Annotated in this window: 1 pseudogene; it reads right to left on the bottom strand. The window is 46.2% G+C overall.

The features are described 5' to 3' along the window. Positions 1–14: 14 nt before the first annotated feature. Positions 15–894, bottom strand: a pseudogene (locus F6K49_RS52730) (IS982 family transposase). Positions 895–1,032 lie beyond the last annotated feature (138 nt).

The raw sequence follows: 1,032 nt of genomic DNA, 5'->3' as shown, positions 1-1,032 counted from the left end.
AACGTCAGTACGGGTTAAGCAGCAGGTGGTAAAGCCCAGTCAATCAGGAGAGAAGGCTTCTTGGACTGATGGCAATAAGCAATCAACCCACAGACGACATTGACCAGGAAATTGATGGGGCTGCGATGTCGAGAATGCTCAATTTGAGAGATGTTCTTAAATTGGTCAATAATCGTTTCAATAATGGAACGCTTGCGAGAAAGCAGTTTGTCGGTTAACCGCATCAACTGATTCAACATGAAAGCGCTTGGGTTTGGCAAAAAAGGTAATGCCAAAGTCTTCAAACAATTGTTTGGCTAGTTTTTTGGAGACATAGCCTCGGTCGGCAAAAACTTTGCCAAAGCCATCTTGGAGCAGAGCTCGAACGGGTTTACGGTCATCGGTATTACCGGGGGTCAGGGTGAAATTGAGTAACTCACCATACTCATTGACGACCACATGGAGCTTGAAACCAAAGAACCAATCCACTGAAGTTTTGCCCCGTGCCGCCAGTCCCTCGAATACGCGATGCCCCCGAATGCGGCGATTGTGACACACCTTCAAGCTGGTGGAATCAATGAAGCTAATGCCACTGTAAGTCCCAAAGCACTGCTTCAGATAGACGCACAAAGGCATTAAGCTCGAAGGGATCCAATCAACAAACCGTTGATAGCTTGGCAGTCCCGGAAATGCCGATTGCCAATACAGACAGACGTGTTTCTCATAAAAATGCTTGAAATTGCGATAGGACTGTTGGTGGAAGCTCACCAGAATGGTCATCACTTCACTCAAACTTAAGGAACGACGACGTTGACGATGCTTCAAGCCCTTGCCTAAAAGCGTTGCCTGCCATCGAGGTTCAAAGCTTTGGCAAAAATCATCGATCTGGCAAAAGAGTTCTTCTAGACTAGTCATAGGAAGGGGGTGCTGAATCATTTTTTGGGAATTTTCAGTATTATCCCCCTCCTTTTCCTATTCCTGGGGGAAGTAAATCGGGTTCAAGCCTCACTAGGCAAGGACTTCAGCTTTTTTCTTATCCCGTACTGACGTTAA

The sequence above is a fragment of the Moorena sp. SIO3I6 genome, assembly GCF_010672095.1.
This window is presented reverse-complemented; position numbering and strand designations above follow the sequence as displayed.